The 26,359-nt window shown below is 70.1% G+C and carries 25 protein-coding genes; 12 read left to right on the top strand and 13 right to left on the bottom strand.

The window, feature by feature from the left end; genetic code table 11:
• The first annotated feature begins 26 nt into the window (after positions 1-26).
• Positions 27-308, top strand: a complete 282-nt coding sequence (locus tag EP26_RS08555; RefSeq protein ID WP_043337935.1) for a hypothetical protein — start codon at positions 27-29, stop codon at positions 306-308.
• Positions 309-341: 33 nt separating this feature from the next.
• On the opposite strand, the gene EP26_RS08550 is transcribed toward EP26_RS08555, so the two are convergent.
• The 4 genes from EP26_RS08550 to EP26_RS08535 form a co-directional block, all read right to left on the bottom strand.
• The gene (locus EP26_RS08550; protein WP_043337805.1) at positions 342-1,778 is read right to left on the bottom strand and encodes an oligosaccharide flippase family protein; all 1,437 of its coding nucleotides are present in this window, start codon (positions 1,776-1,778) and stop codon (positions 342-344) included.
• Between the two features lie 144 nt (positions 1,779-1,922).
• Entirely contained in the window at positions 1,923-2,681 is a 759-nt protein-coding gene (locus tag EP26_RS08545) for an SDR family NAD(P)-dependent oxidoreductase (protein WP_043337804.1), read from the bottom strand.
• Complete coding sequence (locus EP26_RS08540) at positions 2,678-4,039, bottom strand: FAD-binding oxidoreductase (RefSeq protein WP_052388961.1); 1,362 nt, start codon at positions 4,037-4,039, stop codon at positions 2,678-2,680. Before EP26_RS08540 ends, EP26_RS08545 begins: the two co-directional genes overlap by 4 nt.
• A gap of 11 nt (positions 4,040-4,050) precedes the next feature.
• Entirely contained in the window at positions 4,051-5,460 is a 1,410-nt protein-coding gene (locus EP26_RS08535) for a UbiA family prenyltransferase (protein ID WP_052388960.1), read from the bottom strand.
• A gap of 357 nt (positions 5,461-5,817) precedes the next feature.
• Between EP26_RS08535 and EP26_RS08530 the strand changes: the two genes are divergently transcribed.
• Positions 5,818-6,906 carry a glycosyltransferase family 2 protein gene (locus EP26_RS08530; RefSeq protein WP_169747372.1) on the top strand — a complete coding sequence of 363 codons (1,089 nt, stop codon included), beginning with the start codon at positions 5,818-5,820 and terminating at the stop codon, positions 6,904-6,906.
• Positions 6,903-7,820: a glycosyltransferase gene (locus EP26_RS08525; RefSeq protein ID WP_052388959.1), complete on the top strand. Its 918-nt coding sequence runs from the start codon at positions 6,903-6,905 to the stop codon at positions 7,818-7,820. The genes EP26_RS08530 and EP26_RS08525 overlap by 4 nt, the downstream gene beginning before the upstream one ends.
• Here EP26_RS08525 and EP26_RS08520 read toward each other — a convergent pair.
• Positions 7,807-8,778, bottom strand: a complete 972-nt coding sequence (locus EP26_RS08520) for a Bug family tripartite tricarboxylate transporter substrate binding protein (RefSeq protein WP_043337932.1) — start codon at positions 8,776-8,778, stop codon at positions 7,807-7,809. The genes EP26_RS08525 and EP26_RS08520 overlap by 14 nt on opposite strands.
• A gap of 139 nt (positions 8,779-8,917) precedes the next feature.
• On the opposite strand from EP26_RS08520, the gene EP26_RS08515 reads away from it, so the two are divergent.
• Genes EP26_RS08515 through EP26_RS08500 form a run of 4 tightly spaced genes read left to right on the top strand, consistent with a single transcriptional unit; the run spans position 8,918 to position 13,569 of the window.
• Positions 8,918-10,084: an epoxide hydrolase family protein gene (locus EP26_RS08515; RefSeq protein WP_043337801.1), complete on the top strand. Its 1,167-nt coding sequence runs from the start codon at positions 8,918-8,920 to the stop codon at positions 10,082-10,084.
• Entirely contained in the window at positions 10,081-11,091 is a 1,011-nt protein-coding gene (locus EP26_RS08510; RefSeq protein ID WP_043337800.1) for a zinc-binding alcohol dehydrogenase family protein, read from the top strand. The genes EP26_RS08515 and EP26_RS08510 overlap by 4 nt, the downstream gene beginning before the upstream one ends.
• A gap of 26 nt (positions 11,092-11,117) precedes the next feature.
• Positions 11,118-11,909 (top strand): 2-keto-4-pentenoate hydratase, encoded by a 792-nt coding sequence (locus EP26_RS08505; protein WP_043337799.1) that lies wholly within the window; start codon positions 11,118-11,120, stop codon positions 11,907-11,909.
• A 25-nt stretch (positions 11,910-11,934) separates the two neighbouring features.
• Positions 11,935-13,569, top strand: a complete 1,635-nt coding sequence (locus EP26_RS08500; RefSeq protein WP_043337798.1) for a GMC family oxidoreductase — start codon at positions 11,935-11,937, stop codon at positions 13,567-13,569.
• A 9-nt stretch (positions 13,570-13,578) separates the two neighbouring features.
• On the opposite strand, the gene EP26_RS08495 is transcribed toward EP26_RS08500, so the two are convergent.
• A complete protein-coding gene (locus EP26_RS08495) occupies positions 13,579-14,670 on the bottom strand; it encodes a TRAP transporter substrate-binding protein (RefSeq protein ID WP_043337797.1) in 1,092 nt (363 codons plus the stop codon).
• Positions 14,671-14,800: 130 nt separating this feature from the next.
• Between EP26_RS08495 and EP26_RS08490 the strand changes: the two genes are divergently transcribed.
• The 4 genes from EP26_RS08490 (at position 14,801) to EP26_RS08475 (ending at position 18,355) form a co-directional block, all read left to right on the top strand.
• On the top strand, positions 14,801-16,051 hold the full coding sequence (locus tag EP26_RS08490; protein ID WP_043337931.1) for a GTP cyclohydrolase II: 1,251 nt from the start codon (positions 14,801-14,803) through the stop codon (positions 16,049-16,051).
• On the top strand, positions 16,048-17,163 hold the full coding sequence (locus EP26_RS08485; RefSeq protein WP_043337795.1) for a DUF1688 family protein: 1,116 nt from the start codon (positions 16,048-16,050) through the stop codon (positions 17,161-17,163). Before EP26_RS08490 ends, EP26_RS08485 begins: the two co-directional genes overlap by 4 nt.
• A gap of 10 nt (positions 17,164-17,173) precedes the next feature.
• Positions 17,174-17,803 (top strand): uracil phosphoribosyltransferase, encoded by a 630-nt coding sequence (gene upp, locus EP26_RS08480; protein WP_043337794.1) that lies wholly within the window; start codon positions 17,174-17,176, stop codon positions 17,801-17,803.
• A 111-nt stretch (positions 17,804-17,914) separates the two neighbouring features.
• Positions 17,915-18,355, top strand: a complete 441-nt coding sequence (locus EP26_RS08475; RefSeq protein ID WP_052388958.1) for an NUDIX hydrolase — start codon at positions 17,915-17,917, stop codon at positions 18,353-18,355.
• Here EP26_RS08475 and EP26_RS08470 read toward each other — a convergent pair whose 3' ends face one another.
• The 4 genes from EP26_RS08470 to EP26_RS08455 all read right to left on the bottom strand — a co-directional run bounded on the left by EP26_RS08470 (position 18,356) and on the right by EP26_RS08455 (position 22,505).
• A complete protein-coding gene (locus EP26_RS08470) occupies positions 18,356-18,694 on the bottom strand; it encodes a carboxymuconolactone decarboxylase family protein (RefSeq protein WP_043337927.1) in 339 nt (112 codons plus the stop codon).
• Between the two features lie 90 nt (positions 18,695-18,784).
• Positions 18,785-21,139, bottom strand: a complete 2,355-nt coding sequence (gene clpA / locus EP26_RS08465) for an ATP-dependent Clp protease ATP-binding subunit ClpA (RefSeq protein ID WP_043337793.1) — start codon at positions 21,137-21,139, stop codon at positions 18,785-18,787.
• Positions 21,140-21,365: 226 nt separating this feature from the next.
• Entirely contained in the window at positions 21,366-21,731 is a 366-nt protein-coding gene (gene clpS / locus EP26_RS08460) for an ATP-dependent Clp protease adapter ClpS (RefSeq protein WP_043337792.1), read from the bottom strand.
• 252 nt (positions 21,732-21,983) lie between these two features.
• Positions 21,984-22,505, bottom strand: a complete 522-nt coding sequence (locus EP26_RS08455) for a phasin family protein (RefSeq protein ID WP_043337791.1) — start codon at positions 22,503-22,505, stop codon at positions 21,984-21,986.
• A 383-nt stretch (positions 22,506-22,888) separates the two neighbouring features.
• Here EP26_RS08455 and EP26_RS08450 point away from each other — a divergent pair, with 383 nt between their 5' ends.
• Complete coding sequence (locus EP26_RS08450; RefSeq protein WP_245624330.1) at positions 22,889-24,019, top strand: D-alanyl-D-alanine carboxypeptidase family protein; 1,131 nt, start codon at positions 22,889-22,891, stop codon at positions 24,017-24,019.
• A 16-nt stretch (positions 24,020-24,035) separates the two neighbouring features.
• Here the strand turns inward: EP26_RS08450 and EP26_RS08445 are convergent, their stop codons facing one another.
• The 3 genes from EP26_RS08445 to EP26_RS08435 all read right to left on the bottom strand — a co-directional run.
• The gene (locus EP26_RS08445) at positions 24,036-25,142 is read right to left on the bottom strand and encodes a DSD1 family PLP-dependent enzyme (RefSeq protein WP_043337790.1); all 1,107 of its coding nucleotides are present in this window, start codon (positions 25,140-25,142) and stop codon (positions 24,036-24,038) included.
• Positions 25,142-25,690 (bottom strand): nucleotidyltransferase family protein, encoded by a 549-nt coding sequence (locus EP26_RS08440; protein WP_157033450.1) that lies wholly within the window; start codon positions 25,688-25,690, stop codon positions 25,142-25,144. The genes EP26_RS08445 and EP26_RS08440 overlap by 1 nt, the downstream gene beginning before the upstream one ends.
• Positions 25,687-26,359 (bottom strand): IS5/IS1182 family transposase (locus EP26_RS08435; protein ID WP_052388956.1); only part of this gene is annotated, 673 nt, incomplete at its 5' end. The genes EP26_RS08440 and EP26_RS08435, both read right to left, overlap by 4 nt.

The raw sequence follows: 26,359 nt of genomic DNA, 5'->3' as shown, positions 1-26,359 counted from the left end.
GCTGCGCCGATTGCGACCTATTGGGTGTGAGGGACCTTACCCCCGTCGGCCGTGACGATGACCGTCTCTGGGCCGTCTTTGCCACGGTCGGGCGCATCAACCGCGTGGCCGATGTCTATCGCAGCCGTGCCGCGGCGCTGGCCGACCGCGACTGGCGGGCGCAGCAGGTGCGGGCCTATGAGGACTTCCTCCGCCGCAGCCGCCAGCCGGTGCCGCATTACAGCGTGGCGCCGATCACCCGCGCCGAGCTGCCGCGGAAATGGACGCCCCTCCCCGCGCTCGGCTTCCTCCGCGGCCAGTTCATCTGAGAATGGCCGAGCCTGGAGCCCGGCCATGGCCCGCTACGCCTCCCTGAGCGCCCGCGGCCAGCGGCCGCCGAGCAGCAGTGCCAGCATCGCCACATAGGTGGTCGCGCCGCAGCCACCGATCAGGGAGATCGCCATCAGCGCCGGCTTGGCCTGCACATGCTGCGCGACCAGCAGCGCCACCGCCGCCATGGTGGCGGTCGCCACCAGCGGGATCAGCAGCTGCGCACCGAGCCAACGCAGCGGCCGGTCCAGCGCCCGCAGGCCGAGGATCAGCTGCAGCGGCACGACGGCGAGCGTCCCGCCGACCCAGCAGACCGCCGCCCCGGTGGCATCCGTCGGCCGCACGAACAGCAGGGCCGCCAGCGGCACGGCGAAGGCGATGAGCTGGGTGATGAGGTTCATCCGCGTCCGCCCGAGCGCCAGCCAGAGCGCCGGTGCCGGGCCGATGAGGAAGGCCGGCACCGCCGCGAGCGCCACCAGCCGCGCTGGCTCCGCCGCCTCGGTCCAGGCGCCGCCCATCAGCAAGGTGACGAGCTGCGGCGCGGTGATGGCGAGGCCGACGGCGATCGGCAGGCCGATCAGCGCCTGAAGCTGGGCCAGGTCGCCATAGCATTCCGCCATGGCATCCCGGTCATGCTGCAAGGCGGAGAGCCGCGGCATGGCGAGACGGGCGGAGGCGCCGCTCACCACCGACATGGAGACGTCGAGCAGGCGGAAGGCGACATGCGTCACCGCCACCACCGCCTCCGCCACCATGGTGCCGAGGGCAAGGATGAAGATGCGGTAGCGCCCGTTCAGCACCAGCAGCGCCAGGATCTGCGGCCCGGCGATCGGCCAGAGATCGCCGATCGCGGCCCGGTCGAAGATCAGCCGCGGCCGCCAGCCGGAGAGCAGGGTGAGCAGGAGGAAGACGCTGAGCGTCGCCGCTGCCTGCTGCACCACCATCGCCCAGGAGCCCCAGCCGGCGGTGGCCGCCAGCACGCCGAGGCCGACCGAGAGCGGCTGGCAGACCAGCACCCGCTGCGCCAGCAGCCGGTAGTGCCGCGCCCTGAGCGCCAGCGACGCGAGAAGGCCGGAAGCGGCGGAGAAGGGCAGCAGCAGCGCCAGCACATGAATCATGTCGGTGAGGATCGGCGCGCCGATGGCATGCGCGATCAGCGGCGCGGCGAGGAAGAGGCCGAGCACCGCGATCAGCGCCACGCCGATCGTCATCCAGAGGGCGGAGGAGCGGTGCCGCTCCTCGAGGTTGCGGCGCTGCATCAGCGCATCGCCGAACAGGGCGGCGATGGGGAAGTCGATGGTGAGGAAGGCGCTGGCCGCGATCGCCCCGATCCCCGCCGCCTCCGGTCCGATCAACCGGGCGATGAAGAGCAGGCCGACCAGGGAGAAGGCCGCCGAGCCAAGCGTCTCCGCCGCCACCCAGGCTGGCGAGCCCGAGGCAGGGAGAACCCGCCGCACGATCGGGATCATCGGTCGATCTTCCCTTGGGCAGGCGAACCTGCCGGCTTGCGATTCAACCGCGCGAAACCTTGCGCCATTCATGTCCCCGGTGTTTCGTGTACATCAGTGGTATATTAGGCGATCTGCAGGCGACGGCGATTCCCGTAAGGCCGGTCAGATATTCAGCTTGTTGAAGACAGGTGTCGGTAGCAACCGGATGATGGTCATCACCGGCCACCATACAACCGGCAGATAGGCGCTGCCGCCGCCCGTCCCGGCCCGCCTCCAGGCCGCGGCCGCGAATTGGCGAGGCGAGGCCATGAAGGGCAGCTTCGGGAGCGCCCAGGTCATTCCAGTATCAACCGGGCCTGCCTTGATGCAGAGCACGCGCACGCCGGCGCCCGAGAGCCGCGCGGCATAGCCCTGGAGGTAGACGAGCAGCGCCGCCTTGGTGGCGCCATAGAGGAAATTGCGCTTGCGCCCGCGGTCACCGGCAACCGAGCCGAGGGCGACGACGGTGCCGCCGCGCTGCGCCTCCAGCACCGGCCCGAGCGCGCCGAGCACCGAGGCGGCGCCGGTGAAATTGGCCTCCACCATGCCGGCGGCGACAGCCGGGTCGGCATCCGCCTCCGCCTGCTCCGGCATGACGCCGAAGGCGAGGAAGACGTTGAGCAGCCCCCTGCCCGCCCCGTTCTTCTCCGCCTCCTGGCGGCATTCGGCGATGAAGCCGGCATGGCTGGCGAGGTCGCGCGCCTCGAAGCGCATCGGCTGGGCCGAGACGCCGTGGCGGATGGCGAGGTCGGCGGCCTGGTGCTCCAGGTCCTCCATGTCGCGTCCGGCCAGCAGCAGCGCCGCGCCATGCGAGGCGGCCTCCCGCGCGAAGGCCCGCGCCACCGCCGAGGAGGCGCCGAGGATCAGCCAGGTGTCGCTCACAGCCCGAGCCTCCGCGCCATGTCCGAGGAGAGCCGCCGGTTCGGGTCCACCTGCTCCCGCACCGCCCGGAACTCGCCGGCGCGCGGATACATGGCGGCGAAGCCCTCGGCCGAGAGCAGGCTGTCCTTCGCCAGGTAGATGCGCCCGCCGGCATCGCGGGTGATGCGCTCCAACTGGGCGAAGACCGCCTCGCTGCCGGGCCGGGCGGGGATGTCGAGCGCCAGCGAATAGCCGGGCATGCCGAAGGAGAGCATCCCCTGCCCGTCCGGCCCCATCACCTTCAGCACGGCGAGGAAGGAGGCATTGCCGCTCCCCGCCACCGTCTCCAGCAGCCGGCGGAGCGCGGCGACGCCGGGGCCGGGCGGGACGACGCACTGGAACTGGCGGAAGCCCTGCTTGCCGTACATCCGGTTCCAGCCCTCGATCGCGTCGAGCGGGTAGAGGAACTGGCGGTAGGGCACCGTCACCTGCTGCCCGCCCGCCGGCACGCGGCGCCAGTAAAGCTCGTTGAAGGCGCGGACGCTGAGCCCGTTCAGCAGCCAGCCCGGCGCGTCGATGGGGAAACGCTTCGCCCTGGGCGGCGCGGCATCGAGGCCCGATTCGCTCGGCTCCGCCGTCTCCAGCACGCCGCGGCCGAGCGAGGCGCCGCCGGCCAGAGCGTCGATCCAGCCGACCGACCAGGTGGCGCCGGCGGCGGATTCGAAGCCGGCGAGGAATTCGTCGAGGTCGCGGACGCGCCGCCGGCTCACCGCGAGCGCGTTGGAGGGCACGCGCATCAGCCGCAGCCCGATCGCGGCGATGAGGCCGGTGAGGCCGATGCCGCCGACCGTCGCCTGGAACAGCCCGGGGTCGCTCTCGGGCGAGACGCGTTGCATCCGCCCGTCCGGCAGCAGTAGGTCGAACCACAGCACGTGGTCGCCGAAGCTGCCCACATGGTGGTGGTTCTTGCCGTGGACGTCATTCGCCAGCGCGCCGCCGAGCGTCACATGCGAGGTGCCGGGCGAGACCGGGGCGACGAAGCCGCGCGGCAGAAAGACATCGAGCAGGTCGGCAAAGGTGACGCCCGGCTCCGCCACCAGTTCGCCCGTCGCCGGGTCGAAGCCGAGGATGCGGTCTAGCCGGCCGGTGACGACCACCGCGCCATCGGTGTTGAGCGCCGCATCGCCATAGCTTCGCCCGCCGCCATGGGCGATGAGCGTGCGCCCTTCCGGCGCGTCGAGCGCGGCGCGCAGCTCGCGCAGCCGCTCCGGCCGCGCGGCCAGGCAGGGGCTGAGGCTGGAGCGGCCCCAGCCCTGCAGCGCGGTCTGCTTCCAGCCAGTGGTGCGCGTCGCCGCGGGTGCGGCCAGCGTATCGGGCATGTGGACCTGTCCTACAGCGCCAGCACGATGGCAATGGCGGCAACCGCGCCGATGCCCCAGGACCACGGATCGCGCAAGGCGAAGACCACCGGGTCATGCTGCAACTTACGGCGATGCGCAAGCAGCCAGATGCGCATCAGCCAGATGGCGACGGCGCCCGGCGCGACATAGAGCCAGGCGGGATGGGCGTACATCCGCGAGGGCAGCGCATCGTCGGCGACGTAGAGGATCATGATCTGCAGCGCGCCAATCCCAGCCGCCGCGCCGAAGCCGAGCGTCAGCGGCCAGTCATCCACCTCCCAGCCGCGGCGGGCGAGGCCGCCGCCATCCTTCGCCTCCATCAGCTCGCAATGCCGCTTGGCGAGCGCGAGCGAGAAGAAGAAGAAGCCGGCGAAGGCGACCAGCCAGGGCGAATAGGGCACATCGGCCAGCTCGATGCCGAGCGAAAGCCGCATGGTGAAGAGTGCGGCAATGGTCAGCGTGTCGATCAGCGCGATGCGCTTGAGGCCGCCGGAATAGAGCAGCGACAGCGCGCAATAGCCGATGATGGCGACCGAAAGCATCGGCCGGAACAGCAGCGGCGCCAGCAGCGCGAAGGTGATGAGGCCGAGCGCCACGGCCAGCGCATGCAGCGGGCGGATGCGGCCCGAGGCGATGGCGCGGTGCCGCTTCTTGCGGTGCTGCCGGTCCGAATTGAGGTCGGCCAGGTCGTTCAGCAGATAGGTGCCGGAGGCGGCAAGGCTCAGCAGCAGCATCCCGAGCACGCAATGCAGGATCGCCGTCGCATCCTGCATCTTGTGGCCGAGCAGCAGCGGCACCAGCACCAGGACGTTCTTCGACCACTGATGGACGCGGAGCGCGCCGATCCAGGTGCGGAGGCGCGAGCCCTCGGGTGGGAATTCGGCGGCGACGGCGGGGTTGATGCTGCGCGCCGCGGCGGCGGTCGCCGGGCTGGCATTCACCAGGATGATCTCGGACGCCGCGGCGAAGACGGGCAGGTCGTGCCGGCTGTCGCCCGCATAGGCGAAGCCCTCGGGGAAGGAGCGGCGGAGGAACTCAGCCTTCTCCTCGCTGCGCAGGTTGCGCGTGCCGTCGCTGCCGGTCGCGCTGCGGAACAGGCCGACATGCGCGGCGACGGCATCGGCAATTGCCTGGTCGGCGGCGGTGACGAGGTGCAGCTCCCGCCCCAGCGCATGCTGCTCGCGCAGCCATTCGAGGAAGGGCTGGCGCAGCGGCAGTCCCGCGGCATTGGCGGGGGCGTGCTGGCTGACGCGGCGCTTGAAGGCGGCCCGGCCCTCCGGCAGGCTGCGCAGCAGCCCAGGGAAGGCGGCAGGGGTGTGCAGCAGTGCCTCCACCAGGCCTTCATGGAGCGTATCAGTCGTCAGCAGCGTGCCGTCGAGATCGACGGCAAGCGGCAACAACCTTGCCGTTCCAGGGAGCGCCTCGCTGGTCTGCACACCTTGCATTCACGAAAACCCGATCACATGCCGCACCGCAACATCACATCCGTGTCCCAGTTCGGGTAATGCCATTGACGTGAGACACGCGGCATCACGGAGAAACGTTCAAATCAACACACCGAGGTTTGTCCAAAAAATGGCCGACTTCGTGCAACTTTGGCGCACCTGAGGGCCAGTATGCGCACGCAACGCAAAGTGACTGCAGCCCATACGCCGACCGGGCGGCTCGACCTTTCCTTTGTATGCGCTCCGATCCTATTTTCCGACGGCTTCCTGGACATGGTGGCGGATGCAAATACGGTCATTACCGAGGACAGGATGACAACGACACACCATGGCGAGGCGGCAGCACCACCCACCGCCCGCGTGCCGAGCGTCACGGCCTGCCTGGTCACGCATGACCGGCCGCATTACGTGCGTAGCTGCCTCGAAAGCCTGCGGAAGCAGACGGTCGGGCCAGAGGCTTTCGATATCATCGTGGTCGACAGCTGCGGCGGGCCGGAGGTCAGCCGGCAGCTTGCCGAGATGGTAGCGCCGCTGCCGAATGCGCGGCTGCTGCGCGTCGACCGGCCCGGCGCCAGCGCCGCGCGCAACCTCGGCGCCGAGGCGAGCGAGGCGGATTTCATCGCCTATCTCGACGACGACGCACTCGCCGAGCCGGACTGGATCGAGCGGATTCAGCAGATCGCCGCGACGCGCGACCCGTGGCCCGGAGTCCTCGCCGGCCGCGTGCTGCCGGTCTGGGAGGCGCCGCTGCCCGGCTGGTGGCCGGAGCGGCTGCGCGGCGTGCTCTCCATCATCGAATGGGAGGGCGCCGGCGAGTTCCGCACGCCGCAGGTGCCGAACGGGCTGGAGCCATACGGCGTCAACATGATCGTGCAGCGCCGGCCGCTGCTCGATATGGGCGGCTTTGCCGACCGGCTCGGCCGCGTCGGCAAGCTGCTGCTCTCGGACGAGGATGTGCAGGTTGGCTGGCGGTTGCAGGACCGCGGTTATTCCGCCTGGTACGACAGCCGGATCGTAGTGCGGCACCAGATCCAGGCGAAGCGGCTGAATCCGGAATGGCTGCTCGACCGCCTCTACTGGCAGGGCGCCTCGACGGTTGCCACGCGGCGCATCCTCGGCGCGCCGGAGCAGGTCTGGCGCGAGCTACCGCGGCGACTTGTCGTTGAGCTCATCACCCTGCCGACAGCGCTGTTGCCGCGCGGCGGCACGGCGCTGCTCGGGCTGCGTTGGCGCCTCGCCTATGCGCGCGGCTTCACCCGCATGGCGCTGATGGGCGAGCAAAAGAAGCGCAGCCTCCCCGGCCGCCTGCTTCGCGCCCTGCTGCGGCGCGACGGCGAGCCGGTGATCCCGACCCTCGATATCGGCGCCCGCGCCGACGAAGCCGGCAAGACCCATCGATGAGCGAGCCTGCCCTTACTGTCTTCTTCGCCACCCGCAACCGGGCGCATGCCATCCCCCGCGTGCTGGAAGCCTTCACCGGGCTGCAATCGCCCGGGGGCGGGTGGAAGCTCGTCGTCACCGACAACGGCAGCGGCGACGATACGCTCGCGGTGCTGCAGGGCTTCGCCGGGCGGCTGCCGCTGACCATCCTCTCCTGCCCAAAGCCGGGCAAGAACCGGGCGCTCAACCTTGCCCTGCCCGAGTTGCAGGGCCGGCTCGCCGTCTTCACCGATGACGACGTGCTGCCCGATGCCGATTGGCTGATCCGCCTGCTGGCTGCGGCCGACGAGCACCCGGAGGCGGATATGTTTGGCGGCACGGTGGCGCCCGAATGGCCACGGCCGAAGCCCGACTGGCTCTCGGAGGAGGTCGTCGAGTTCAGCATGCTCTACTCGCAGCAGCTGCGACCGAGCGGTCCCTGCGGCTTCGCCGACATCTTCGGCCCAAACATGGCGATTCGGGCCGATCTCTTCCGCGCCGGCACGCGCTTCGCCGAGCATGTCGGGCCGGACGGCACCAACCCGCTCTACGCCATGGGCAGCGAGACGGAGCTGCTGCGGCGGCTGGAGGCGGCCGGGCATCGCGGCTGGTTTGAGGCCTCGGCTCGCCTGCGCCATATCATCCGCCCGGAGCAGATGGAGGAAGGCTGGATCCTTGAGCGCGCCTTCCGCTACGGCGCCGGCGAGGGCCGGAACTATGTCGGCGGGTCGACGCCGAAGGACATCCTGCGCCGCATCGTCTACCGCGTCGCGGCGCAGGGGATGCGGCTGATGCCGCCCTCCCCGCAGCGCCTGCGCATCCGCTACCGCGACCGCTGGCTGGCCGGCGCGGCTGCCGGGCGGCCGGCGCAGCGGCAGGGCGCTACTCCGCGGTAATCCCGCCCTGCGTCACCACGCGCTTCCAGCGGGCGATTTCGCCCTGCTGGAAGGCTGCGAATTCCTCCGGGCTGTTGCCGACCACCTCGAAGCCGAGATCGGCCAGCCTCGATGCGGTCTGCGGCGCGCGCAGTGCAGCGATGGCGGCGGCATGGACCTTGGCGACCAGCGGCGCCGGCATCCCCGCCGGCCCGCCGAAGCCCTGCCAGGAATAGACGACGAAGTCGCGCAGCCCCGCCTCGCCCGCCGTCGGCACCTCCGGCAGCAGCGGGCTGCGCGCCTCGCTGGTGATGATGATCGGCCGGACCCGGCCATCCCTGATCTGCGGCGCGATGGAGCCTAGATTCTGGAACGACATCTGCACCGTGCCCGCGATCAGGTCGGTCGTCGCCGGCCCGCCGCCGGCATAGGGGACGTGCGCCACATCTGTACCCGTCGCCTGCTTGAACATCTCCATCGTCAGGTGGTCGGAGGAGCCGATGCCGCTGGTGGAGTAAGAGGCGCGGCCGCCATTGCCCTTCAGCCAGGCGACGAGTTCCGGCAGCGTCTTCGCCGGCACCTGGCCGGGATGCACGACGAGTACGTTCGGCGTCCGTACCGTCTGGGTAATGCGGGTCAACTGCGTGACGGGGTCGTAGGCGAGGTTCGGCCGCAGCGCGACATTGATCGCCCAGGTGCTGATCGGCGCATGCATCAGCGTATAGCCGTCGGGGGCGCTGCGGATGACGCCGCGCGCGCCGACCTCGCCGGTAGCACCCGGCCGGTTCTCGGCGACGACGGGCTTGCCGAGGGATTGCTGCATCCCCTGCGCCACGGCACGGCCGATGATGTCGGAGGAGGAGCCGGGGGCGAAGGGCACCACGATCGTCACCGTGCGCGAGGGCCACTCCTCCTCCGCCCGCGCCGGGCGGCTGGCGAGCAGCAGGCCCGTGGCCCCGATCAGTTGACGGCGATGCATGGCGTGCTCCTTCCCGGTTCGTTGCCGCGCATTGGCCGTGTCCGCCGGTCCGCCGTCAAGCCGGGCGCGATGCATCGGGCAGCGTTCCGTCGCTTGACGCGCGGCGCCTTGCGCGCTCGCCTGGGCAGAGGAGGAAACCATGCTCCCCACCCCCCACCCCTTCCGGCTCGAAATTCCCGACCAGGCCATCGCGGATCTCAAGGCCCGCCTCGCCCTGACCCGGCTGCCCGACCAGGCGCCGGGCGAGCCCTGGGCGACCGGCACCGATGTCGATTATCTCGGCGGCCTGCTTGCCTATTGGCAAAGCGGCTTCAACTGGCGCCATGCCGAGGCGCGGCTGAACGCCTTCCCGCAGTTCACCGTCCCCCTGCACGGGATCGACCTGCACTACCTGCACGTCCAGGGCCAAGGCCCGGCGCCGATGCCGCTGCTGCTGATGCATGGCTGGCCGGGCTCGGTCTTTGAGTTCCTCGACATCATCCCCCGCCTGACCGACCCGGCCCATTTCGGCGGCGACCCGGCGGATGCCTTCACCATCGTCGTCCCCTCGCTGCCAGGCTACGGCCTCTCCTTCAAGCCGGGCCAGCCGCGCTTTCCGGTCGAGGCGATCGCGGATTGCCTCGCCCATCTGATGACCGGCGTGCTCGGCTACGAGCGGTTCGGCGCGCAGGGCGGCGACTGGGGCGGCTTCACCGCCTCCCGCCTCGGCGTCGCGCATGCGGAGAAGCTGATCGGCATCCACCTCAACCTGCTCTCGCTCCGCCCCGACCAGGCGGCGCCAGAGAATCCGACCGCGGAGGAGCGCCGCTACCTCGACGAGGTGGCGCACTGGATGCGGGAGGAAACCGGCTACCAGTGGATCCAGGGCACACGGCCGCAGACCTTGGCCTTCGCGCTGAACGACAGCCCGGCCGGGCTCGCCGCCTGGATCGTCGAGAAATTCCGCGCCTGGTCGGATTGCGGCGGCGATGTCGAGAGCGTCCATCCGCGCGACAGGCTGCTGGCGAACATCTCGCTCTACTGGTTCACCGGCTGCATCGGCGCCTCCTTCTGGCCCTACTACGCGCGGATGCACGGCGACTGGCCGATCCCCGAGGGGCGCACGGTCGACGTGCCGACGGGCTATGCCGCCTTCCCGAAGGAGATCCGCCGCCCGCCGCGCAGCATCGCCGAGCGGACCTATACCGACATCCGCCGCTGGACGGAGATGCAGCACGGAGGGCATTTCGCCGCGATGGAGCAGCCGGCGGCGCTGGCCAAGGAGGTCGCCGCCTTCTTCCGCCCGCTGCGGGGAGGCGCCGCATGAAGGCCGTTGGCTATACCGAGCGCGGCCTGCCGATCGGCGACCCGCGCTCGCTCCAGGACCTCGTGCTGCCTCACCCGCCCTCGCCCGAGGGGCGCGATCTGCTGGTCCGGGTGCAGGCCGTCTCGGTCAATCCGCGCGATGCCAAGAGCCGCGCCGTCTTCGACGCCTCGCCCGAGGCGCCACGCGTGCTGGGCTACGACGCCTCCGGCATCGTCGAGGCGGTGGGGCCGGGCTGCACCCTCTTCCGCCCCGGCGATGCGGTCTTCTACGCCGGCGTGCTCGACCGGCCGGGCTCCAATGCCGAGTTGCAATTGGTCGATGAGCGGATCGCCGGCAGCAAGCCGGATAGCCTCTCCCATGCTGCGGCGGCGGCCCTGCCGCTGACCACGCTCACCGCCTGGGAGATGCTGTTCGACCGGCTGGAGATCCCCCGCGGCGGCGGCGCGGGCGAGTCGCTGCTGATGCTGGGCGGCGCCGGCGGGGTGCCCTCCATCGCCATCGCCCTGGCCCGGGCGCTGACCGGGCTGCGGATCATCGGCACCGCCTCCCGCCCCGAGAGCGCCGCCTGGGTCCGCGAGTGCGGGGCGCATGAGGTGGTGGACCACACCCAGCCGCTGGCGGCGCAGGTGAAGGGTTTCGGCCCGGTGCGCTACGTCTTCTCGACCCATACCGATGCCGCCGTCTGGGCCGAGATCGCCAGGCTGATCGCGCCGCAGGGACGGTTCGGGCTGATCGACGACCCGGAGCCGCTCGACCTGCGGCTGGTGAAGTTCAAGAGCGTCTCAATCCATTGGGAGGCGATGTTCACCCGGCCGATGTTCCGCACCGCCGATATGGAGCGCCAGCACGCCATCCTAACCGAGGCGGCCTCGCTGATCGATGCCGGGAGGCTCCGCCCGACGACGCCCGAGCATTACGGCCGGATCACCGCGGAGAACCTGCGCCGCGCCCATGCCGCCATCGAGGCGGGGCGCGTGCGGGGCAAGATCGTGCTCGAAGGGTTCTGACGGCGAAGGCCTGGGAGGGAACGAGGATGCTCGACGACGGAGCGGCAGAGGAGGCCGCCGCGCTGCTCTGGCGGCACTGGCAGGAGGGACGGCGCCTCGATGCCCTTCCCGCCCCGCTGCGGCCGGCCAGCCGGGCCGAAGGCTATGCGATCCAGTCTCGCTTCGAGGGGCGTGACGGGCGGCCGCTCTTCGGCTGGAAGATCGCCGCAACCAGCCAGGCCGGGCAGGCGCATATCGGCGTCGATGGGCCGCTCGCGGGCCGCATCCTCGCCAGCCGGGTCTTCGCCGACGGGGCCGAGGTGCCGCTCGGCGCCAATGCCATGCTGGTCGCCGAGCCGGAATTCGTCTTCCGCTTGGCCCGCGACCTGCCGCCCCGGTCCGCGCCTTATACCCAGGCTGAGGTGATGGAGGCGGTTGGCGCGCTGCATCTCGGCATCGAGGTGCCGGACAGCCGCTTCGAGGATTTCGCCCGGGCCGGCGGGCCGCAGCTTATCGCCGACAATGCCTGTGCCCATCAATTCGTCCTCGGCCCGGAGGCGCCGGCCGACTGGCGCGGGCTCGACCTCGCCGCACATCCGGTCTCGGCGCGGGTCGGCGAGCGCTACGGCCGCGAGGGCGTCGGCGCCAATGTGCTGGGCGACCCGCGCATCGCCCTCACCTGGCTGGCCAATGAGCTGGCGGCCCATGGCCCCGGCCTGGCCGCCGGGCACTACGTGACCACCGGCACCTGCATGGTGCCGCTCGAGATCGGGCCAGGGGATGCGGTCCGGGCCGAGTTCGGGCGGCTTGGCAGCGTCGCCATTCGGTTTATAGCCTGAGGGAGGGATCGACAGGACGCCGAGCATGGATGCCGACAGCTTCGACTATGTGATCGTAGGGTCGGGCGCCGCCGGCTCGGTGCTGGCCAACCGGCTGAGCGCCGACCCGAACATCACCGTCTGCGTGCTGGAGGCGGGGCCGCCGGACCGCAACCCCTTCATCCACATCCCCGCCGGCTTCATCAAGACGCTGGTGGATCCCGGCGTCACCTGGCAGTTCAAGACCGAGCCGCTGCCGATGACCGGCGGCCGGCGCATCAGCACGACACAGGGGCGGACGCTCGGCGGATCCTCCTCGGTGAACGGCATGGTCTACAACCGCGGGCAGCCGGCCGATCTCGACACCTGGGCGCAGCGCGGCAACCGCGGCTGGGGCTATGCCGACTGCCTGCCCTACTACCGGCGCAGCGAGAACCGCATCGGTGAGGGTGACCACTCGCGGGGGCGCAACGAGGACGGCATCCCAATCACTGACATGGACTGGATCAACCCGGTCTCGGAGGCCTTCATCGAGGGTTGCGTGGGCCTCGGCATCCCCCGCGCCCGCGACTACAACAGCGGCAGCCAGGCCGGCGTCGGCTATTTCCAGCGGGCGATCCGCAACGGGCGGCGCGTCTCGGCGGCGCGGGCCTTCCTCAAGCCGGCGATGAAGCGGCCGAACCTCGAGGTGCGGACCAATGCGCGGGCCAGCGCCATCCTCTTCGAGGGCAAGCGCGCGGTCGGCATCCGCTACCTGGCCGCCCGCGGCGCCCCGCCGCGCGAGGTGCGGGCGCGGCGCGAGGTCATCCTCTCCGCCGGCACGGTGAACACGGCGCGGCTGCTGCAGGTCTCGGGCGTCGGGCCGGTGGACCTGCTGGAGCGGCTCGGCGTGCCCGTGGTGCATGCGCTGCGCGGCGTCGGTGCGAATTTCCGCGACCACTACGCCTCGCGCTTCGTCATGCGGGCGAAGCCGGGCGTCGAGACGCTGAACCAGCTCGGCCGCGGCGTGAAGCTCGGGATGCAGATCGCCCGCTGGGGGCTGCGCAAGCCCAGCATCCTCGCCACCGCGCCCTCGCATGTGCATGTCTTCTGGAAGAGCTTCGAGGGGCTCGACGTGCCGGACCTGCAATGCGTCTTCACCCCCGGCTCCTATGTCGAGGGGAAGGTCTATGTGCTGGACGACTATCCGGGTGTCACCGCCGGCGCCTGGCAGCACCGGCCGGAGAGCACCGGCTGGGTCACCGCGCGCAGCACCGATGTCTTCGAGGACCCGGTGATCAACCCCAACTACCTCTCCGACCCGATGGATGTGCGCGTCCATCTCGGCGGCATGCGGCTGGTGCGACGGATGCTGAACACGCCGGAGCTCTCCCGCTATCTGGAGGCGGAAACCCTGCCCGGCCCCCAGGCGCAGACCGATGACGAGCTGCTCGACTTCGCCAAGCGCAACGGCAGCACCACCTACCACCTCATCGGCACCGCCCGCATGGGACCGGAGACGGACCCGAGCGCGGTGGTGAGCGACCGGCTGCTGGTGCATGGCATGCAGGGGCTGCGCGTCGTCGATGCCTCGATCATGCCGAGCATGCCCTCGGCCAATACCTATGCGACGACGCTGATGATCGCGGAGAAGGCTGCCGACTTCATCCTCGGGCGTCAGGCGGCCGAGGAGGCCGCCTGATAGTCCCGGTCAGCGCTGCGAGGTCGTCACCGCGACGAAATTCGAGGCGCTGTCCTCCGCCACGCGAAACCACTGGATCTGTTCCAGCCGGAACTTGTCCCAATGCTCGTGGATGCGCTTGAACCGCGCATTCTGCGCGCCGAGCTCGGCGTAAAGTTCCTGCGCGGCGCGGTAGAGCGCCGCCATCACCTCCCGCGGGTAGGGGCGGAGCTGGGTGCCGCCCGCCACCAGCCGCCGCAGCGCCGGCGGGTTCAGCACGTCGTATTTCGCCGCCGTCGCGGCCCAGGCTTCGGCGGAGGCAGTCTCCAGCATGGACTGGTAGGCTTTCGGCAGCCCGTCCCAGGCCCGCTGGTTGATCAGCAGATCGGTGCTCGGGGCGATCTCCTGGAAGCCGGGGTAGTAGTAGTATTTCGCCACCTGGCCGAAGCCGAGTTTTTCGTCGTCATAGGGGCCGATATATTCCGCGCCGTCGATCACGCCCCGCTCCAATGCCGGGTAGATGTCGGATGGCGCGATCTGCTGGGGGATGACGCCGAGCTTCGCCATCACGCTGCCGCCGAGCCCGGCGATGCGGAATTTCAGCCCTTTCATATCCTCCGGCATCTTGATCTCCCGCTTCAGCCAGCCGCCCATCTGGGCGCCGGTGCAGGCGGCGGGGATGGCGACGACGCCCTGGTCGCGGAAGACATCGCGCAGCAGGTCGCGGCCGCCGCCGTAGTTCAGCCAGGCGAACATCGCCCGGCTCGACATGCCCCAGGGCAGCGTCGTGCTGATGGCGAGGCTCGGGTCCTTGCCGAAATAGAAAAGGCTGGAGGTGAAGCCGCACTCGACCGAGCCCTGCCCTACCGCATCCAGGATCTGCAGGCCGGGCACGATCTCGCCGGGGCCGGAGACGCTGATCTCGAAGGCGCCGTCCGACATCTCCCGCACCCGGCGCGCCACGATCTCGGCCGCGCCGTAGAGCGTATCGAGCGTCTTCGGGAAGCTGTTGGGGCAGCGCCAGCGGATGCGCGGCTGGGCACTCGCAAGATGAGGGGTGGCGAGGGTGGCGGCACCGGTTATCCCGGCGATCCCGCCCGCGAGGGCGCGGCGGCGTTGCATCCTGTCTTTCCTTCCCTGGTCCCGCCCCTCATGCCGGGGGCATGGGTGGAGGATAGGGCGGCAACACCTTCCGTTGCTACGGCGGAAGCGCCTCTTTGATCCGGCGCCGCATCCTGGCAAGCTTCTTCGCATGAGCAGCAACGCCCCGCGCCATATCCGCCTGACCTCGCACCCGGAGCCGCAGGCGCATCGCTGGCCGCTGCGCTGGGCGGCGCCGACGCCAGAGGAGCGCGGGCCGGTCATCGGCTCCGTCACACGGCCGTCCGACCGCAACGTCATCGGCACCCATGGCGGCTCCTACTCGCTCTACCGGGCGCTCGCCGTCTCAGCCGGTGCGCTCTCGCCCTTGCAGCGGCCGGACCTCGCCAATACCCATCCGGTGACGGAGATCGGCCCCTATCCGCAATGGACCGAGCCGGGGCGCATCGTCTCGCTCGACCCATGGGGCCACGTCGCCGGCCAAGTCTTCGGCCAGGCGATCGGCGAGGGAATCGACATCCGCCCGACCATCGCCATCACCCGCGCCCGGCTGAACATGGCCGAGCTGAACGCGCTGATGGGCATGGGGGAGCTGGCCCCCGATGGCCAAGTGCTGCACGCCAATGGCGATGTCTCGGTCACCAAGGCGGCGATCGACCCGGTCTGGTGGCTGCCGGGCATCGCCGAGCGCTTCGGCGTGACCGAGCACGAGCTCCGCCGCACGCTGTTTGAGCAGACCGGCGGGATGTACCCGGAGCTGGTGACGCGGCCGGACCTCTCGGTCTTCCTGCCGCCCATCGGCGGGATCACCGCCTATATCTTCGGCGATCCGCGGGCGCTGGCTGACCGGCACACGCCCCTCGCCTGCCGGGTGCACGACGAGTGCAACGGCTCCGACGTCTTCGGCTCCGACATATGCACCTGCCGGCCCTATCTCATCCAGGGCATCGAAGAGGGGGTGCGCGCGGCGCAGCGGGGCGGCGTCGGCCTCGTCGTCTACAACCGGAAGGAGGGCCGGGCGCTCGGCGAGGTGACGAAATTCCTCGTCTACAATGCCCGCAAGCGCCAGGAGGGCGGCGACCAGGCCGCCACCTATTTCGAGCGGACGGAATGCGTCGCAGGCGTCCAGGATGCGCGCTTCCAGCAGCTCATGCCGGATGTGCTGCACTGGCTCGGCGTGACCCGCATCCACCGCCTCGTCTCCATGTCCAACATGAAGTACGACGCCATGGTGGAGCAGGGAATCGAGGTGCTGGAGCGCATCCCCATCCCACCCGACCGCATCCCGCCCGATGCCGCGGTCGAGATGGAGGCGAAGAAGGCTGCCGGCTACTTCGCCCCGGAGGCTCCGAGCCCCGCCGACCTGGCCCGCACCGTCGGCCGGCCGCTGGAGAGCATGTGAGCGACCTGCTGACGCCGGAGGCGGTGCGGGAGCGGTGCGAGGCGTTGTTCGCGCTCGCCGAGGCGGGAAGCTTGGAGGGCTGGCGGCTCGATCTCGCCCGCCTGCCTGCCGCCGCCGACCTCGTCGCGCAGGTGGTGCGGGCGAACTACCCGGACCTCGCCGTTCCCTTTCACGCTCGCTGGCGGCATTTCAACGTGGGCGGCGTGGACCGCTGGGCCGCCCTGCCCGAGCGCGACCCGCGCATGGGGTTCGACCTCGCCATCACCTCCGTCCTGCTCGATGCCGGCGCCGGCATGGCCTGGCGATACCGCGAGGCGGAGACGGGCCAAGTCTTCGCCCGCTCCGAGGGGCTGGCCGTCGCCAGCTTCCGCATGTTCGAGGCTGGCGCCTTCGCCGCGGACGGGCGCAGCCCTCGTGCCGATGCCGCCCGCCTCGCGGCCATCACCGCGGCCGACCTCGCCGCCGGATTTCAGGTTGCTGTCGACAACCCGCTGGTCGGCCTCGAAGGCCGTGCCGCGCTGCTCCGCCGCCTCGGCGAAGCCGTCCCCGGCCGGCCCGGTGCGCTCTTCGACCATCTGGCCGGGCAGCCGGAGGGCGGCATGCTGCCGGCGCGCGCGATCCTCATCGCCCTGCTGCGGTATCTCGGCCCCATCTGGCCGAACGGCCCCGATATCTGGCCGCATCCCGCCCTCCCGGACGGGCCGGTGCCATTCCACAAGCTCTCGCAATGGCTCGCCTATTCGCTGATCGAGCCCCTGGAGGAAGCCGGGCTGCGCGTCACCGGGATCGATGCGCTGACCGGCCTGCCGGAATACCGCAATGGCGGCCTCTTCCTCGATATGGACGTCATCCGGCTTGCCGACCCGGAGGATGCGGCGCACGAGCACACGCCGGGCTCGCCCTTGATCGTCGGCTGGCGGGCGCTCACCGTCGCCCTGCTGGACCGGATCGCCCCCTTGGTGAGGGAGCGGTTAGGCGTCACCGCGGAGGCCTTCCCCCTCGCCCGCGTGCTGGAGGGCGGCACCTGGTGGGCCGGCCGGCGCCTCGCCGCCGAGCGCCGCGCAGATGGCGGCCCGCCGCTCCGCATCACCAGCGATGGCACCATTTTCTAAGAGGTTTCCCATGCGCCAGGTCCATGTCGTCCGCCACCCGCTGGTGCAGCACAAGCTCTCGCTCATGCGCAGTGCCGAGCGCTCGACCCAGGGATTCCGCCGCCTGCTGAACGAGATCGGCATGCTGCTGGCCTATGAGGTGACACGCGACCTCCCCCTCGAGGAGGTGGAGATCGAGACGCCGCTTGCCCGGATGAAGACGCCCATCCTCTCCGGCAAGAAGCTGGTCTTCGCCCCCATCCTCCGCGCCGGGATGGGCTTCGTCGACGGGATGCTGGACCTCGTCCCCTCCGCCCGCATCGCCCATATCGGCCTCTACCGCGACCCGAAGACGCTCCAGGCCGTCGAATACTACTTCAAGGCGCCGCCCGACGTGGCGGAGCGGCTGGTCGTGGTGCTCGACCCGATGCTGGCGACGGCTAACAGCGCCGTCGCCGCCGTGGACCGGCTGAAGGAGCGTGGCTGCAGGGAGCTCCGCCTGGTTTGCCTGCTGGCGGCACCCGAGGGAATCGAGCGCTTCCACGGCGCCCATCCCGAAGTGCCGATCTGGACGGCGGCCATCGACAGCCATCTCGACAGCCATGGCTACATCGTCCCCGGCCTCGGCGATGCCGGCGACCGAATGTTTGGAACACGTTAGCGCGAAACGCACGGTACTGGACCAGTCATCTGGACCAATACGGGTCAATCTGCCATTGAGAATGCATACATAGATGCACAACCTCTCTGTGCCAGAAGCAAGCCCGGGACCATGCCTCGCAAAGCCAAGCGCCACACCATCCGCCGCGGACGCCAATGCGCCGCCCTGCCCTTCCGGCAGGCGGATGGCGAGACGCAGGTGATGCTCGTCACCAGCCGGGAGACGCGGCGCTGGGTGCTGCCCAAGGGCTGGACCGAGAAATGCGGCGGGGCGAAGCAGGCCGAGCGCGAGGCCTATGAGGAGGCCGGCATCCGCGGCCGCATCACCCCGGAGCCGATCGGCGCCTATGCTTATCCGAAGCGCCTGCCGGACGGCGCCACCGTGACCTGCGAGGTGGAGGTCTTCCCCCTCGCCGTCGACGAGTTGTTGGAGGACTGGCCGGAGAAATCGCAACGCGAGCGGCGCTGGTTCACCCTCCCCCAGGCCGCCATGGCGGTGGAAGAGGGCGGCTTGGTCACGTTGATGCTGAACCTCGCCCGGCCCGAGGCCTGATCAGCCGCCGGTTTCCTCCACCGCGTCCAGCGTATGGAGCGCATAGGTGAAGGCAGCGCCCGCATTCAGGGCGATCGCCACGCCGAGCGCCTCGGCGATCTCCGCCTTCGTCGCCCCCGCCACCTTCGCCTTCCGTACATGCGCGTCGATGCAGCCGTCGCAGCGCGTGGTGATGGCGACGGCGAGCGCGATCAGCTCCCGTGTCTTGGCATCCAGGTGCTGCGTGGTGGCGGCGCCTCGGCTGAGGGCGCCGAAGCCCTTCGCCAGCTCCGGGTGCAGCGAACTCATTTCCTTGCCGCGCACGCGCTCGGCGGCGTTGTAGGCATCCCAGTCCTTGATGGCGCTCACGGCGCGTCTCCCCTGAAGCGAAGCGGGCGCGGAGGTTGCCCCCCCGCGCCCGCCCAGTCTCCGTCAGGATGGGGTGGAGCGCTACTCCACCGCCTCCGGTTCCTTCTCCGCCTCGCCGTCGCCGGGGCCTTCCTCCGGCTTCGGCAGGGCGGGCGGCGCAGCCTCCTGGTAGTCGAAGCCGAGCACGCCGTCGCGCAGGTTCACCTTCACCGAACCGCCCTTGGCGAGCTTGCCGAAGAGCAGCTCCTCGGCGAGCGGCTTCTTGATGTGCTCCTGGATGACACGGGCCAGCGGCCGCGCACCGTAGAGCGGGTCGTAGCCCTTCTCGGCCAGCCACTCCTTCGCCGCCGAGCTGAGCTCGATGGTGACGTTGCGGTCGGCGAGCTGGGCCTCCAGCTGCATCACGAACTTCTCGACCACCCGGCCGACAATCTCCTGCGTCAGGCCCGAGAAGGGCACCACCGCGTCGAGCCTGTTGCGGAATTCGGGGGTGAACATCCGCTGGATGGCCTCCGTATCCTCGCCCACCCGGACGCTGCTGCCGAAGCCGATGGCGGGCTTCGCCATGTCGGCCGCGCCGGCATTGGTGGTCATGATCAGGATCACGTTGCGGAAATCGACCGTCTTGCCGTTGTGGTCGGTCAGCTTCCCGTGGTCCATCACCTGCAACAGGATGTTGTAGAGATCCTGATGCGCCTTCTCGATCTCATCGAGCAGCAGCACCGCATGCGGATGCTGGTCGATGCTGTCGGTCAGCAGCCCGCCCTGGTCGAAGCCGACATAGCCCGGAGGCGCGCCGATGAGCCGCGAGACCGAATGCCGCTCCATGTACTCGGACATGTCGAAGCGGATCAGCTCGATGCCGAGCGTCTTGGCCAGCTGCTTCGCCACCTCGGTCTTGCCGACGCCCGTGGGGCCGGAGAAGAGGTAGTTGCCGATCGGCTTCTCCGCGTCGCGCAGCCCCGCACGGGACAGCTTGATGGCGGCGGACAGCGCCTCGATCGCCTTCTCCTGGCCGAAGACCATCGACTTCAGGTCGCGCTCCAGGGTCTTGAGCGTCTCCTTGTCGTCGTTGCTGACAGTCTTCGGTGGGATGCGGGCGATCTTCGCCACGATCTCCTCGACATCCTTCAGCGTCACGGTCTTCTTCCGCTTGCCCTCGGGCTGCAGCATGCGGGAGGCGCCGACCTCGTCGATCACGTCGATCGCCTTGTCCGGCAGCTTCCGGTCATGGATGTACTTGGCCGAGAGCTCGACGGCGGCGCGGATGGCCTCCGGCGTGTAGCGGACCTTGTGATGCTTCTCGTAGTTGGTCTTGAGCCCCTGGAGGATCTTCACCGCGTCTTCGACATTGGGCTCGTTGACGTCGATCTTCTGGAAGCGCCGGACGAGGGCCCGGTCCTTCTCGAAGTAGTTGCGGTACTCCTTGTAGGTGGTCGATCCCACGCAGCGCAGCGTGCCCTGGGCGAGCGCCGGCTTCAGCAGGTTCGAGGCATCCATCGCCCCGCCCGAGGTCGCACCCGCACCGATGACGGTGTGGATCTCGTCGATGAAGAGGATGGAGCCGGGCTGCTGCTCGAGCTCGTTGACGACGGCCTTCAGCCGCTCCTCGAAATCGCCGCGGTAGCGGGTGCCAGCGAGCAGGCTGCCCATGTCGAGCGCGTAGATGGTCGACTTGGCCAGCACCTCGGGCACGTCGCCCTCGATGATGCGCTTCGCCAGGCCCTCGGCGATCGCCGTCTTGCCGACGCCCGGGTCGCCCACATAGAGCGGGTTGTTCTTGGTGCGGCGGCAGAGAATCTGGATCGTCCGCTCGATCTCATGGTCGCGACCGATCAGCGGGTCGATTTTGCCCTGCTGCGCCTTCTTGTTGAGGTTGACGCAGTAGTTGGAGAGCGCGTCCTGGCCACGGCCGCCGCGCGGCTTCTCCTCCTTCTCCGGCTCCTCGGGCGCCTGGTTGGCGGCGGGCGTGCCCTGGACAGGGCGGTTGCTCGCGCGCCCCGGCGCCTTGGCGATGCCATGGGAGATGAAGTTGACCGCGTCCAGCCGTGTCATGTCCTGCAGCTGCAGGAAGTAGACGGCATGGCTCTCGCGCTCGGAGAAGAGGGCGACAAGCACATTGGCCCCCGTCACCTCGTCCCGGCCGGAGGACTGGACATGGATAGCGGCGCGCTGGACCACGCGCTGGAAGCCGGCGGTCGGCTTCGGGTCGCCGGCCCGCTCGGTCACGAGGCCCGCGAGGTCCTTGTCGAGGAACTCGGTCAGGTCGCGCTTCAGCTTGTCATTGTCGACGCCACAGGCGCGCAACACGGTCGCCGCGTCGGTGTCGTCGGTGAGGGCGAGTAACAGGTGCTCCAGTGTCGCGTATTCGTGCCGGCGCTCATTGGCCAGGCCGAGGGCGCGGTGGAGCGTCTGCTCGAGATTGCGGGACAACATGCTTAGCGACGCTCCCCGATGGAACCCAACAGACCTGGAACATCCGGGCCCATGGGTGGGTTTCCGCTCAACTCTGCGCCGGTCCGAAAACCGGCGGTAGGCGTGGTCATGATCTGGGTCGTCCGGTCGGTCTGGACGAGCCCGCCATTCGGCGGGGTGGCAGGCTTGTGACGCAAACGCAGCATGGAGCCGTCCGATGCTGCAACGGAACGGTACCTTTGCGCGATCATTCCTTTTCGATCGTGCACTGTAGCGGGTGCTGGTTCTGCCGGGCGAGGTCCATCACCTGGGTGACCTTTGTTTCGGCCACCTCATAGGTATAGACGCCGCAGACGCCGACGCCGCGCCTGTGGACATGCAGCATGATCCGCGTCGCCTCCTCCCGGTTCTTCTGGAAGAAGCGTTCGAGGACGTGGACGACGAATTCCATCGGCGTGTAGTCGTCGTTCAACATCAAGACCTTGTACATGGCCGGCTTCTTGGTGCGCGGCCGGGTCTTCACGACAACGCCGGTATTCGGCGTGGTGTCCCCGGGAGTGTTGCTGCCGGGCGGGGTGGCCCCTTTGATCAACGGCTTGTCCTGAGCGCTCATGGGCTTCCTGGTGGTCAGGCCTCGCCTGCCTTCGGGCATCCGGGCAGGTCGGACAACCGGCCCGGCCTGCTGGACAGGATATCGCCCCGGATGGCGCCAGGTGAAGGGCCAAGCGGGGCACTGGCGCAGGATATGGTCAGCAGGGGCCTCGGAAAAAGCCCTGAAACGTGAAGGGCCCGGCCCCGGCACCCCCGCGGAGGGGGATGCCGGGGCCGGGCCCCAGGTCGTCCAGCCCGGGAGGGCCGGGTACGATCAGGCCGCGATCGGCTTCGACATCGTCTCGACGGCGACCTGCATGCGGGCGGTCAGCGGCGCGAAGGTGGCCTCGGCCAGCTTCAGCGAAGCCTCCTGCAGCTTGGTGGTCTCAGCGAGGGCCTTCTCCATCGTGGTGCGGGCGAAGGAGGTCTGGATCTCGGTGGCTTCCTTCAGGCTCTTCACCGTGGCGAGCGCGCGGGCGCTGGCGATGGCGTGCTCGCTGAAGCCCTGCATCATGGCGAGGGTCTGCTTGGAGAGGTCCTGCACGCCGGTCATGTAAACCTGCGCGGCCTTCGCCATCGCCTCGGCATTGCCGCGGCTGAACTCGGTCGCCTGCTCGGCGGCCTTCATCATGCCTTCGGTAGCCTTCGTCGCCTGCTCCATCGTCTTCTCCATCGTGGCTTGCGCCGGGGCGGCGCTGTCCTGAACAATCTTCGGGGCCTTCGCGACGGTGGTCGCAGCGGCCTCGTTCACTAGCTTCTTCACGTCGGCCAGCTTGGCCTCGGAAACAACCGCCATCGCCTTGCTCCTTAACGGGTAGGGGCGCGGCCCGAGTTACGGGCAGCGGGAAAGCCGCGCCTTTTTGCTGCGCTGCAACATGCGGCTATGTAGGTTAGCGCGGACGCCTTTAGCAAGGTCTTTTTGCGCCGCAATATCACGCTTTCGCTAGGCGCTTGCGGCATCGCCAGCGAAGCCGAGGCGGCTAGCAGCACCCGATTCATGACGCTATTAAACCGATAACGGTAAGCCTCTGCTTTTTCGGGGTTCTTATTCCATTCCAGTGGACAGCAAGCCTTACGAAGGCGTAGCTTATAGGCGATTCGCAGGTCGGCCGGGGGGCATGGGCCGCGCATCGGGGGAATGGTATGTTGGGGACCTGCGCATCGCGCTTTGGGGCCGTCATGGCCTTTGCCGTCACTTGTGGCATCGCCACAACCCTTCCAGCCCAGGCACAGATCGGCAGCGAGCGATATGCCGCCATCGTCACCGATGCCCGATCCGGCAATGTGCTGATCGCCGCCAGCCCGGACGAGCAGCGCTATCCCGCCTCCCTCACCAAGATGATGACGGTCTACCTCGCCTTCGAGGCGCTGCGCGACGGCCGAGCCACCCTCGACACGCCGATCCGCGTCTCGGGCAACTCGGCATCCATGGCGCCGTCGCGCCTCGGCCTCACCGCCGGGATGACGCTGACGGTGGAGGAGGCGATCCTCGCCCTCGTCACCAAATCGGCCAATGACGCGGCCTCGGCGCTCGGCGAGTTCCTCGGCGGCGGGAGCGAGGACCGCTTCGCTCAACTGATGACCATGAAGGCGCGGGCGCTCGGGATGACGCGCACCACCTTCCGCAACGCCTCCGGCCTGCCCGACCTCGACCAGGTGACGACGGCGCGCGACATGGCGCTGCTCGGCCGGCGGCTGATGCAGGACTTCCCGGAGCGCTACGGCTTCTTCTCCACGCCGCACTTCGTCTTCCGCGGCCGGACGCATTGGAACCACAACCGCCTGCTCCAGGAGTATGACGGGGCGGACGGCATCAAGACCGGCTACGTCAACGACAGCGGCTTCAACCTCGTCGCCAGCGCGCAGCGGGACGGGGTGCGGCTGATCGCGGCCGTCTTCGGCGGGCAGACCAGCCGGGAGCGGGACCGGCACATGATGGCCCTGCTCGACCAGGGCTTTAGCCAGATGGGCGTCGCGGTCGCGGCGCGGCGGGCGCCCGTCTTCATGGCGGCGGCCCAAGCGTCCTCGCTGCGCGGCCGGCATGTGATGGCCACCGCCCAGGCGGCGCCGTTGCGGGCGGGGCGGCGGACAGCCGTCGCGGCGGCGGTGAGGCCGGAGGTCCGGCCCGCCCGGGCCGTGGTCTCCGCGGCCCGGCCGGCGCTGCTGCGCACTGTCGGTACGCGGGCGACGCTGCGGCCGGTGGCGCGGCTCGAGCAGGGCGACAGCGACAGCCGGGCGGTGGCGCGGCCCGCCGCACGGTCGGCCAAGGCGGCGGCACCGGCAGCGCGGCCGCATCGCCGGACGCGCTGAGGGGCCGCCAGCCGCATCAGGCCATGGCTCCGCGCGAGGCAACCGGCCAGAGGCATTCCACCCGCCCGCCGCGCACGCCGACATACCAGTCGTAGCGGTCGATCGTCGGGTCGCAATGGCCGGGGATGAGGCGCAGCTTCTCCCCGAGCGACGGCGCCTCGCCGTCCTCCACCAGCAGCTTGCCATGCTCGTCCGAGGCGCCGGCGTAGCGGAGGCCGGGGTGGTCGGCGACCAGGGGCAGGCCGCTGTCGATCGCCACCGCCTTGTGGCCGGCATCGAGCACGGCGACGCCGGGGATGGCGCGGCTCATCACCGTCGACAGCACGAAAAGGGCGTGGCGGAAGGGCGGTGGTTCGGCGTTGCGGGCATAGTCGGCATCCATGAAGGCGTAGGAGCCGGCCTGGATCTCGGTATAGACGCCGCTCGCCAGTTCATGGCCGAAGGTGCCGGTGCCGCCGCCGCCGACGATGGCGCAATCGAGCCCCTGCTGGCGCAGCTGCTCGACGCTGCGGCGGGTGAGTTCCACTGCATGGGCGATGGCGGCGACGCGGGCCTCCGGGGCGCGGATGTGCTGGGCGCTGCCGTGGTAGCTCTGGAGCCCGCCGAAGATCAGGTGCGGGCTCGCCGCGATGCGCCGGGCGAGCGCCACGGTGGGTGGGCCGGCCTCGACGCCGCAGCGGGAGGCGCCGCAATCGATCTCGACGAGGGCGACGATGCGGGTGCCGGCCGCGGCGGCGGCGGCTTCCAGGGAATCGACCTGCTCCGGCCCGTCGACGCAGATGGCGACCTGGCTGATGCGCTGGAGCGCGGCGAGGCGCGCGAGCTTGCGGTGGCCGACCACCTGGTTGCTCACCAGGATGTCGGGGATGCCGCCCCAGGCCAGGATCTCGGCCTCGGCGACCTTCTGGACGCATTGGCCGACGGCGCCGCGCTGCATTTGCAGGCGGGCGATGACGGGCGACTTGTGGGTCTTGGCATGGGCGCGGAGCTTCACGCCGGTGCCCTCGAGCAGGGCTGCCATGCGGTCGAGATTGGCCTCGAAGGCATCGAGGTCGAGCACCAGGGCGGGAGTGTCGATCTCCTGCTCGTGCATGCCGGGTTCGGCGGGCGGGGGTTGCAGCATCACGGGTGGCTCCGGTTGGTCGGGGCCATGGTCAGGCGGGGCCAGCGGCGCGTCCAGCCCTTGGCGGCGGCGCGGGCCGTCATCGCCGCCGCCTTGGCCGGCGAGGTGGGGCGGAGGATGAGGCCGAGGAGGTCGGCGGTGCCGTGGGGGGCGATGGTCTCGATCCCGTCCGCGGTCCAGCGGGCGGCGATGGCGGTCGCGGTTTCCGGCCAGTAGGCGATGGCGTCCGCCGTCGAGGCGTAGGGGGCGTCGCCGTTGCGGGCGGCCATGCGGGCCTGGTTGCGGACCGACCAAGGGAGGCCGGGGTGGAGGGCGTGGAGGCGGGCCTCGATGGCGGCATCGGCCTCGGGCGTGGCGCGGGCGGGGTCGAACCAGACGACGTCGATGTCCTCGGGCGGGTTGGTACCGGGGGCGAAGCCGGAGAGCGCGTCCCAGGCCGGGTTGCGGAGCGCGCCGGCGCCGATCCAGGCATCGGGAAGGGCGAGGCTGGCGAGGCTGCGGAGGGCCGCCAGCAGATCGGGGCGGGCAATGATGCCGGCGAGGGTCATGCCGGTTCCATCCATCTGGGGATGCGGGCACGGCCTGCGACGAAGCGGTGCATGGAGTGCAGCGTGCGCCAGAGTTGCCTGGGCGGGTGCCAGGGGCGCTCCTGCATCGATTGGGCGAAGCGGTCGAAGACGGGTTGGTAGGTTTCGGACAAATCCGGGTCGGGGAGGAACTGGGATGGCGCGGGGAGCGCGGAGAAGAGGCGGAGGCGGCGGGCGAGGACGATGGCGTGGAGGCTGCCGCAGAGGCGGATGGCGCGGCGGAAGGCGCAGCAGATGCGGTGTGCGAGGGTGGCCAAGCGCTCCGGGTGGGCGGCGAGGGCGACGAGCAGGCGGGGCCAGAGGCCGGCGCGGGCCCAGCGTCGGTAGGAGCGGGAGACGGTGTCGGGCTTGCCGTGCTCGGGGGGCAGCAGGCGCCAGGGCGCGCGGCCGCCACGGTGCTTGGTGGTGGCCCAGCGGAAGATGGCGTCGAGCCGCTCGCGTGGGGTGCAGTCGAGGGGTCGGCCGCGCTCGGCCATGCCGCAGCCCATGGCGGCGAGGATGGGGGCGAGGGCGGCCCATTCGGCATCGGTCATGGGCGCCCAGGGTCGGGGCGGGGTGAGGCAGGTGAGCGGGTCGAGGTAGATGCGGCGGAGGATGTCGTGGCGGGTGAGGAAGTCGGCGGGGAAGAGG

The sequence above is a fragment of the Belnapia moabensis DSM 16746 genome, from assembly GCF_000745835.1.
GTDB classification, from domain to species: Bacteria; Pseudomonadota; Alphaproteobacteria; order Acetobacterales; family Acetobacteraceae; genus Belnapia; species Belnapia moabensis.
This window is presented reverse-complemented; position numbering and strand designations above follow the sequence as displayed.

Excerpts from the sequence above, each read along its gene's own strand:
- EP26_RS08550 (WP_043337805.1), bottom strand. The coding sequence starts at position 1,778 with ATGATCCCGATCGTGCGGCGGGTTCTCCCTGCCTCGGGCTCGCCAGCC.
- EP26_RS08540 (WP_052388961.1), bottom strand. The coding sequence starts at position 4,039 with ATGCCCGATACGCTGGCCGCACCCGCGGCGACGCGCACCACTGGCTGG.
- EP26_RS08530 (WP_169747372.1), top strand. The coding sequence starts at position 5,818 with ATGACAACGACACACCATGGCGAGGCGGCAGCACCACCCACCGCCCGC.
- EP26_RS08525 (WP_052388959.1), top strand. The coding sequence starts at position 6,903 with ATGAGCGAGCCTGCCCTTACTGTCTTCTTCGCCACCCGCAACCGGGCG.
- EP26_RS08520 (WP_043337932.1), bottom strand. The coding sequence starts at position 8,778 with ATGCATCGCCGTCAACTGATCGGGGCCACGGGCCTGCTGCTCGCCAGC.
- EP26_RS08515 (WP_043337801.1), top strand. The coding sequence starts at position 8,918 with ATGCTCCCCACCCCCCACCCCTTCCGGCTCGAAATTCCCGACCAGGCC.
- EP26_RS08510 (WP_043337800.1), top strand. The coding sequence starts at position 10,081 with ATGAAGGCCGTTGGCTATACCGAGCGCGGCCTGCCGATCGGCGACCCG.
- EP26_RS08505 (WP_043337799.1), top strand. The coding sequence starts at position 11,118 with ATGCTCGACGACGGAGCGGCAGAGGAGGCCGCCGCGCTGCTCTGGCGG.
- EP26_RS08500 (WP_043337798.1), top strand. The coding sequence starts at position 11,935 with ATGGATGCCGACAGCTTCGACTATGTGATCGTAGGGTCGGGCGCCGCC.
- EP26_RS08495 (WP_043337797.1), bottom strand. The coding sequence starts at position 14,670 with ATGCAACGCCGCCGCGCCCTCGCGGGCGGGATCGCCGGGATAACCGGT.
- EP26_RS08490 (WP_043337931.1), top strand. The coding sequence starts at position 14,801 with ATGAGCAGCAACGCCCCGCGCCATATCCGCCTGACCTCGCACCCGGAG.
- upp (WP_043337794.1), top strand. The coding sequence starts at position 17,174 with ATGCGCCAGGTCCATGTCGTCCGCCACCCGCTGGTGCAGCACAAGCTC.
- EP26_RS08475 (WP_052388958.1), top strand. The coding sequence starts at position 17,915 with ATGCCTCGCAAAGCCAAGCGCCACACCATCCGCCGCGGACGCCAATGC.
- clpA (WP_043337793.1), bottom strand. The coding sequence starts at position 21,139 with ATGTTGTCCCGCAATCTCGAGCAGACGCTCCACCGCGCCCTCGGCCTG.
- clpS (WP_043337792.1), bottom strand. The coding sequence starts at position 21,731 with ATGAGCGCTCAGGACAAGCCGTTGATCAAAGGGGCCACCCCGCCCGGC.
- EP26_RS08455 (WP_043337791.1), bottom strand. The coding sequence starts at position 22,505 with ATGGCGGTTGTTTCCGAGGCCAAGCTGGCCGACGTGAAGAAGCTAGTG.
- EP26_RS08450 (WP_245624330.1), top strand. The coding sequence starts at position 22,889 with ATGGCCTTTGCCGTCACTTGTGGCATCGCCACAACCCTTCCAGCCCAG.
- EP26_RS08445 (WP_043337790.1), bottom strand. The coding sequence starts at position 25,142 with ATGCTGCAACCCCCGCCCGCCGAACCCGGCATGCACGAGCAGGAGATC.
- EP26_RS08440 (WP_157033450.1), bottom strand. The coding sequence starts at position 25,690 with ATGACCCTCGCCGGCATCATTGCCCGCCCCGATCTGCTGGCGGCCCTC.